The organism is Psychrobacillus sp. 05T411 (genome assembly GCF_056396485.1).
On the sequence record NZ_JBFTLO010000036.1, the window covers coordinates 23,023 to 30,539 of the forward strand.

Annotated in this window: 8 protein-coding genes; 6 read left to right on the forward strand and 2 right to left on the reverse strand. The window is 36.1% G+C overall.

The window, feature by feature from the left end:
- Window positions 1-59: 59 nt before the first annotated feature.
- Window positions 60-1,073, forward strand: coding sequence for a glutathione S-transferase family protein (locus AC1DFT_RS18635; RefSeq protein ID WP_478160782.1), 1,014 nt, complete (start codon window positions 60-62; stop codon window positions 1,071-1,073).
- A gap of 19 nt (window positions 1,074-1,092) precedes the next feature.
- Window positions 1,093-1,599 carry a GNAT family N-acetyltransferase gene (locus AC1DFT_RS18640; protein WP_478160784.1) on the forward strand — a complete coding sequence of 169 codons (507 nt, stop codon included), beginning with the start codon at window positions 1,093-1,095 and terminating at the stop codon, window positions 1,597-1,599.
- 181 nt (window positions 1,600-1,780) lie between these two features.
- Here the strand turns inward: AC1DFT_RS18640 and AC1DFT_RS18645 are convergent, their stop codons facing one another.
- Window positions 1,781-2,038 carry a helix-turn-helix domain-containing protein gene (locus AC1DFT_RS18645; RefSeq protein WP_478160786.1) on the reverse strand — a complete coding sequence of 86 codons (258 nt, stop codon included), beginning with the start codon at window positions 2,036-2,038 and terminating at the stop codon, window positions 1,781-1,783.
- 790 nt (window positions 2,039-2,828) lie between these two features.
- A complete protein-coding gene (locus AC1DFT_RS18650) occupies window positions 2,829-3,677 on the reverse strand; it encodes a YitT family protein (RefSeq protein WP_478160788.1) in 849 nt (282 codons plus the stop codon).
- Between the two features lie 113 nt (window positions 3,678-3,790).
- Between AC1DFT_RS18650 and AC1DFT_RS18655 the strand changes: the two genes are divergently transcribed.
- From AC1DFT_RS18655 to AC1DFT_RS18670, 4 genes are all read left to right on the forward strand, one after another.
- Window positions 3,791-4,084 (forward strand): RNA polymerase alpha subunit C-terminal domain-containing protein, encoded by a 294-nt coding sequence (locus AC1DFT_RS18655; protein ID WP_478160790.1) that lies wholly within the window; start codon window positions 3,791-3,793, stop codon window positions 4,082-4,084.
- Between the two features lie 185 nt (window positions 4,085-4,269).
- Window positions 4,270-5,184: a hypothetical protein gene (locus AC1DFT_RS18660; protein WP_478160792.1), complete on the forward strand. Its 915-nt coding sequence runs from the start codon at window positions 4,270-4,272 to the stop codon at window positions 5,182-5,184.
- Between the two features lie 149 nt (window positions 5,185-5,333).
- Window positions 5,334-6,974, forward strand: a complete 1,641-nt coding sequence (locus AC1DFT_RS18665) for a diguanylate cyclase domain-containing protein (protein WP_478160794.1) — start codon at window positions 5,334-5,336, stop codon at window positions 6,972-6,974.
- A 10-nt stretch (window positions 6,975-6,984) separates the two neighbouring features.
- Window positions 6,985-7,182 carry a cysteine-rich CWC family protein gene (locus AC1DFT_RS18670; protein ID WP_478160796.1) on the forward strand — a complete coding sequence of 66 codons (198 nt, stop codon included), beginning with the start codon at window positions 6,985-6,987 and terminating at the stop codon, window positions 7,180-7,182.
- Window positions 7,183-7,517: the final 335 nt, after the last annotated feature.

The following is a 7,517-nucleotide window of genomic DNA, read 5'->3' on the forward strand; positions in this document are numbered from 1 at the left end:
AATAAACTTAATTAAACCAAGAAGAAAACTATGTTTTATGAATTATAGAATAGAAAAGGATGATAAAAGTGGAAAAGACGCAGAAACAAGCACCAACTGAAGTTGATGAACACGGGAAATTTAACCGCCAAAAAAACCAGTTCAATACTCCATTTGGAAATAACCCAGGCGAACTTCCAGTAGAAGCAGGACGATATCGTCTTCTTTGGGCGGCGGTTTGCCCTTGGGCGCATCGCTCTGTCATTGTACGAAGTGTACTAGGTTTAGAAGACGTCATTAGTCTAGGTACTGCTAGTCCAATGCGTCCTAATATCGACCGCGTAGATTGGGAATTTTCTTTAGATAAAGATGGAGTCGATCCTGTTTTAGGCATTCACTATATAAGTGAAGTGTATAAAAAGGCAGACCCGGAATACACCGGTAGACCAACTGTACCTGTCATCGTTGATATAAAAGAACAAAAAGCGGTGAATAACGATTATTTTAGATTAACGAATCATTTGGAAACAGCTTGGGCGCCATTTCATAAGGAACATGCACCAGAATTATATCCGGAACATTTGCGCGAAGAAATAGACGCTTTAAGTGATATTATTTTCCATGAAGTGAATAACGGCGTGTATAAATGTGGATTTGCACGTTCGCAGGAAGCATATGAAGAAGCATATGATGTTTTGTTTGAGCGTTTAGATGAATTGGAACAACGTTTAGCAACGAAGCGCTTTTTATTTGGAGACTTTATTACTGATTCAGATGTTCGCTTGTATGCGACACTAGTGCGCTTTGATGTTGCCTATTATTCTGCTTTTAAAGCAAATCGTAATCGTATCGTAGATTTTCCAAACTTATGGGGGTATTTACGAGATTTGTACCAAACACCTGGTTTTGGGGATACCACAGATTTTGAAGCGATTAAAATACATTATCATTTATCCAATCATATCGCGAGCGATGATCAAAAAAGCTTAAATATTTTACCGAAAGGTCCGGATACTTCTATCTTCCATTCCGCACATAATCGCGAAACTTTAAGTAGGAAGAAAGAAAAGTTTTTCGTTCACGAAAGTAAATAAAACATAAGGGGTTGGAGAAATGGTAATCATCAGAGATGCGGTAGAGGAAGAACTGTCTTATATTAGGAAGCTAAGATTAGCTGCATATGAAGAACACGAAACAAAAATTCCAGAAGCCCACTGGCAAGCTTTAAGAAAATCCATCTTATCGGATGGGGATATCCAATCTGGTGTAGAACGAATGATAGCAGAAAGTGATGGAGAAATTATAGGTAGTGTTGCATTGTTTTCACCCGATATAATAGCATATGAGGGACTTTTAGAGGACGAACTTGGTTATCCAGAATTGCGAATGCTTGCTACCTCTTCCGAAGCGAGAGGAAAAGGAGTAGCGACATTGCTTATTAAAGAATGTATAAAACGCGCAAAGGAAAAAGGTTTCGCCGAAATGGGTCTGCATACGGCTGACTTTATGGAAGAAGCGATAAAATTATATGAACATCTCGGATTTGAACGTTTACCACAGTTTGATTTTGAACCGGCAAATGATGGTATTATCGTAAAAGCGTTTCGCATGCGTTTTTAGTGAAATAAAAGGCGCATGAAATATGAAACCAGCTACAACGACTTCAAGGTCATAGTAGCTGGTTTTATTATTACTTCTTTTTCGCATCCACTGTATTCAAAAAATCCTTTGCTGTACTTACAACATACTTGACCTCATCTATTTCTCTATCACGAAGCACAGAAAGGTGTAAATCCAACATTTACGACTTTTCTTCAAATTCTGTATCCGCAGCAAGTCCTTGAAAATTGAATAAATCGTTTGGATGAATTTCAAGCGCATTCATAAGCATCTCCAGCGTTTCCAGTGTGATATTTGCTTCCCCTCGTTCAATATCAGAAATACGAGATTTACCTACGCCTATTTTCCCTGTTTTTTCTGCAAGCTCTTCTTGTGTTAACCCTCTTGCTTTTCTTATCGTTCTTAGCTGTGCTCCGACTAATATTAAAAAGTTTGACAACTATGATCACCTCTATAAAAAGGCTATTCAGTTCTTTGATTGAAGTAGATACTAATATATTGATTTAATTTATAAAAGTACCGGTATAACGGTACATATGAATTGAAAAATATTATTTTTTCTAATCAAACAGGAACTGGAGTTGTACATAGTGTTTAATTTTCAAGAAAAAGTGAGTTTCATCTGGTCTAATCGCTGAAGTTTTACGTGGACCATTATTAAATCGTATTTCCAAGCAAAACTTTCACAACACGAATAACTATAACTTTAAAAATTTACTAAGTAATGTAGATAATATTGATGAAGATATTAGAGAACCAATAATTCAAAAGTTATATTATGGAAGATATGTTGAATGAAGTTTACTCGGGAGCAAATGGTTAAGCCCAAAAGCGTGGTAATACGTGTACAATTATTGAAAAATGGTAAAAATAATCGTATAATGATGATAGAAAAGCATAATATAAAAAGATCGAACGCTACGAACGCTCGGTCTCTCAACTAGAAACCGCAGAAAGAGCGGTTGGTCCGAGGGTAGAAATAACCGTCAAACCTTATGCCTAGGGGACGGTTATTTCTTTTTCATAAGGAAAAAGAGTATTGACAACAAAATAGAAATGAAAGCTATCCATCCAACAGATAGTTGAATAAGTAAGCTGATTATTTCGTAAGTCGTCAATTTTATCACCTCCTCGAACTGTGGAAGTGACCAACCGCCCATCCTGCATAACTAGTTGTTTTTATTTTAACAGAAAAAGAACATACTTTCTATATTGGAAACTACCTGGTTTCACCAAATTTGATGAAATCGTCCAATAACGTTTTGAGTTGAAATGACACTAACGAATGCATGAGAATCAATCTGTCTCACCATTTTTTTCAAAGAGGTCAATTCCCCGACTACTGTCACACAAAATAATACGGTTTTTTGCTCATGTGTATATCCACCAGTCGCATCCCACATAGTTGTCCCGCGATGTAAATTCGAGTTGATCTCATGGCTTACCTCTTCGCCCCTATTTGTAATGATTAACACGGATACACGGTTGACGTGACTCAAAATAATCTCATATGTTTTCATGGTCGCAAACATTGAAATAATCGTGAATAAAGCAATTTCTCCTCCGAAAATAAAACCAGAAACAATGACAATCAAAACATTTACAACTAAACTGGCTTTTCCTATCGACACATTGTGGTATTTCGAAATTACTCTTGAAAGAATATCAAGCCCACCTTGTGAGCCGCCTCTTCTTAAAACAATTCCGCACCCAATCCCATTAAGCGTACCGCCAAAAATTGCAGCAAGAATTGTATTATCTGTCCATAATTGTTGAACGGGCAAAAGATATAAAAAACCAGATATTAAAATAATAGCAATCATGGTATAAACACTAAACTTTTTTCCTAATAATTTATAAGCAAGTATCATTAAAGGAATATTTAATACAAAATAAAAAATACCGACATCCACCGGAATAAAATGATGAATAAATTGAGCTATCCCAGTTAAACCGCCAGATAAAAGCCCGGCAGGAATAATCAGCATATTAAGTGCAATTGCGGAAACTATTGTACCAACAATGATTGCTAATAGATCCAAAACAATGGATGCTTTTTTCTGCTTTGTATTTGCCATATGGAAGAGCCCCTTATAAGAATGGTAGTATAGACTAAATATCGATTCATTTATATTGGTTTTATGATTGCTATTTTATACATTGAATTAATTAGAAAAAGGAGAATCCCATCATGACAACTTCCAAGGAAAATTTAAGAACTTGCGAAAAAGGACATAATTACTACAAAAGCACTGACTGTCCTACATGCCCGACTTGTGAACAAGAACGGAAACCTGAAGGCGGGTTTCTTTCACTTCTATCTGCACCTGCAAGACGAGCGTTAGAAAATAACGGCATCATTTCTTTAAAGCAGCTATCTAACTTTAGTGAAAAAGATATTTTGAAGTTTCACGGAATGGGACCAGCCTCACTACCTAAACTAAGAGCTGCATTAGAATCAGAAGGTTTATCGTTTAAAAATTGATGTTAAAGGGAAGATAGTAATTAGTACTTTCAAATGTATATTCTAAGATCAAACCAACTTCTATGACTTCAAGGTCATGGTTGTTGGTTTTCTTCTTTTCGAATCCACGATATGTATGCAGACAGTAACAAAATCCCAGTGGTAAACGACTAATTATATATATTATTTTTGGGGAGGGAAAGAAAATGAAAAAAATAGTTGGTTTATTCCTTTTAGTGAGTGTTTCTTTGTTTGGATGTATGAACGAAGAAAATGCGAGTCAAGTGCAACCACAGGAGAAAGGGACGACTGAAACAGCGCCCTCCAATGACAATGAAGTGGCAGCGGTAGAAGATGTGGTGGAAAGATTCGGAAAGGTTCTTCAAAACCTGTCATTATTAGGACCAGAAGGACAATTAGAAAAGGAAATGCACGACAATTATGGTGATTTAGTTTCTGCTGAGCTTATAGAACAATGGCTTTCAGATCCATTAGCAGCCCCTGGGAGACTAACTTCTAGTCCTTGGCCAGACCATATCGATATAGAAAACACGGAGAAACTTTCTGCAATAGCATATGAATTAAATGGCAACATAATCGAAATTTCAAACGGGGATGAAGAAGTTAATAAAATCCCGATTAGTCTAGCAGTTGAAAAAGTGGAGGAGCAATGGCTTATTACCAAAGTTATACTCGGTGGGGAAGAACAAAATGATTCGATTGTTTATCAAAACAAAGAGTATCGTTTTACATTCAAGTTGCCAAAGACTTGGGAAAATTATTCGATTGTGACGGAAGAATGGGAAGGATTATCCATACCAACATCTGGTACTGAAAAAGTAGTTGAAACAGGTCCGATGATTTCAATTCGCCATCCTAAATGGACTTCCGAAAATCCACGTCAGGATATTCCAATAATGATTTTCACACTAGAACAATGGGATTTACTGCAACAAGAGAAATTTCATATAGGTGCAGCACCTATCGGACCATCAGAGCTAAATCGCAACGAACAATATGTTTTTGCTCTTCCTGCTCGCTACAACTTCGCATTCCCAACTGGATATGAAGAAGTAGAACAAGTTTTAGAAAGTAAACCATTAGAAGTGAATCCAAACTGACGGAAATCGCTGGGTGCCAGTCACTCATACAATTCAGCAGGTAGTAACTTTCTTTGTTGCTATTTAAAAAGTCGGAATATAAAATTATAAATAGATTACCAATAACGAAAAGATCTACCAATAGTTCATAAGAGCAGGGGGAGACAGATGTGATTTCGGAGTCAAAAACATTAATGAAAAAAATTAATGAAGCAAAAGAAATAGCTTTAAAATACCCGTCTGAAGCATTTGAAATAGCTTCTTCAACTTATAAGGAAGCGCGTATATCGAAAGTGAAAAAGGAAGAAGCTGCTTCCTTGTTTGTCATGGCACTAGCATGTAGATCAATGACAAAATTAGAGAGTTGCTATGATTATGCGTATGATGCGTATCTAATATATGTTGAACTAGATGACCAAGCAGGTATAGCATCGGCACTAAATTTAATCGGTATTGTATATTTTTACAATGGAATGTACGAACAATCGCTTGAAAACTTTATTAATGCATTACGCTTTGCGAAAGAACCTGATGATGATGTCATTTTAAGTCGTATTTATAATAATATGGGTGAAGTATATAGAGAAGTTGGAAATACGGAAGAAGCATTAGCAGCCTATGAAAGAGCACTATATATAGCTGAAAAGCAGGACATTAAAAGAAATCAAGCGGTAATTTTATTGAATATGGGTTGGGTTTGTTTTAACCGACATAATTTAGAAGAAAGCTTTGGATATTATCAAAAAAGTTATGAAATGTTACTTGAACTAGATGATGTCACATCACTCGCGGAAGTGGAGAATAAAATCGGTAAAATTTATTATTTACAGCAAGATTATGATCAAGCAAAACGATATTATATGCAAGCTTTGGCGAGATTAAAAGCTATAGGAAATAAGTTTTACACAATAGAAGTACTTATCAACTTAGCGGAATTTGAATTACAAGTGGATGAACATTCCTTTTTGAAATATTTAGGTGAAGCAATTGATAATGCGGAAGAGATACAGGCAAAGCAATATTTAAGTAGAATTTACAACCAGTTGTCTACCTATTATGAATCGAAAGGACAATATGATATTGCATTAAACTACTATAAAAAATATCATCTTTTAGAACAAGTTATAGGCTCTACAACGATATCACACAAGCTCGAGATTATTAAACTAGAGTTAAATAAACTTTTTGCAGGGAAGGAAATGGAGGAAATCGCCAAAATGAATGAGCATTTGAAAAATGAAATTTCCACGCAAAAGAAAATAGTAGAGGATCTTGAACAAACGAATCAACATTTAAGTGGAGAAGTGTTCTATGATGATTTAACAAAGCTTGTGAATCGTAAATACTTCACCAAATACCTTTCGGAAGTGTGGAACGATGAAAGCAATGCGAATAAGCATGTTGCTTTACTGATGATCGATATTGATTATTTTAAACGTTATAATGATTTTCATGGCCATATAGCAGGGGATCAATGCTTGCAGCATGTTGGGAACAATATGAAAACGGTTATGGAGAGTCATGGGGGTATATTAGGAAGATTTGGTGGAGAAGAGTTTGTTGGGTTTTTGAAGAATATTAGTCACAAAGAATTTCTGCAAATAGCGGAAGAATTAAGAACTACAGTGGAATCTATGTCCTTACTTTACTGTTGGGAACAGCATGCTTACCCTGTAACAGTTAGTATAGGAGGAGCATTTGGTCAGTGTGAGCAGTTTGAAAGTAAAGATGAAATGTATGTAATCGCTGATGAGGAATTATATAAAGCAAAAACGACTGGACGAAACCAAGTAAAAACTTTCGCAAAATAGGAGGATTATGATGGCTAATACACATTGTCCGCTTTGCGGGGAGGAAAACAAATGTATGGTCGATGCAACAGAGCCAAATGGGTGTTGGTGTACGATAGAGGAATTTCCAAAAGGGATTTTTGAACTAGTCCCTGAAGAAAGTAGAAGGAAACACTGTATTTGTCATAATTGCGTAAAAAAATATAAAGAGGAAATGCAAAAAATCTGAATGCCATGTTCAATGGTAATCAGATTTTTTTCGTGCTTAAGGAAATAATGAAATTCTAGACACGTGAATAATTTCATTTTAAGTAGGATAAAGTAAGCCGCTTTTAAATCGGGTTGTAGGAAACTACGTGGTAGTGACCGCTAGGATTTCCGCTGCAGTGCGGACGCTTACCTGGTGGAAAGCGATGAGCCTTTACCGCCGCTTGCGCGTACGTTGTGAAGTCTCATTATGCTCACTTAATCCCGTTGGAGTCGCCGCCCTGCAGCGAAAATCAATGGAAATTGCCAAATTATTGAGATCCCATATTAACAATAAATGGTTGAACGAGACAATAT

Excerpts from the sequence above, each read along its gene's own strand:
- AC1DFT_RS18640 (WP_478160784.1), top strand. The coding sequence starts at position 1,093 with ATGGTAATCATCAGAGATGCGGTAGAGGAAGAACTGTCTTATATTAGG.
- AC1DFT_RS18660 (WP_478160792.1), top strand. The coding sequence starts at position 4,270 with ATGAAAAAAATAGTTGGTTTATTCCTTTTAGTGAGTGTTTCTTTGTTT.
- AC1DFT_RS18655 (WP_478160790.1), top strand. The coding sequence starts at position 3,791 with ATGACAACTTCCAAGGAAAATTTAAGAACTTGCGAAAAAGGACATAAT.
- AC1DFT_RS18650 (WP_478160788.1), bottom strand. The coding sequence starts at position 3,677 with ATGGCAAATACAAAGCAGAAAAAAGCATCCATTGTTTTGGATCTATTA.
- AC1DFT_RS18635 (WP_478160782.1), top strand. The coding sequence starts at position 60 with ATGATAAAAGTGGAAAAGACGCAGAAACAAGCACCAACTGAAGTTGAT.
- AC1DFT_RS18670 (WP_478160796.1), top strand. The coding sequence starts at position 6,985 with ATGGCTAATACACATTGTCCGCTTTGCGGGGAGGAAAACAAATGTATG.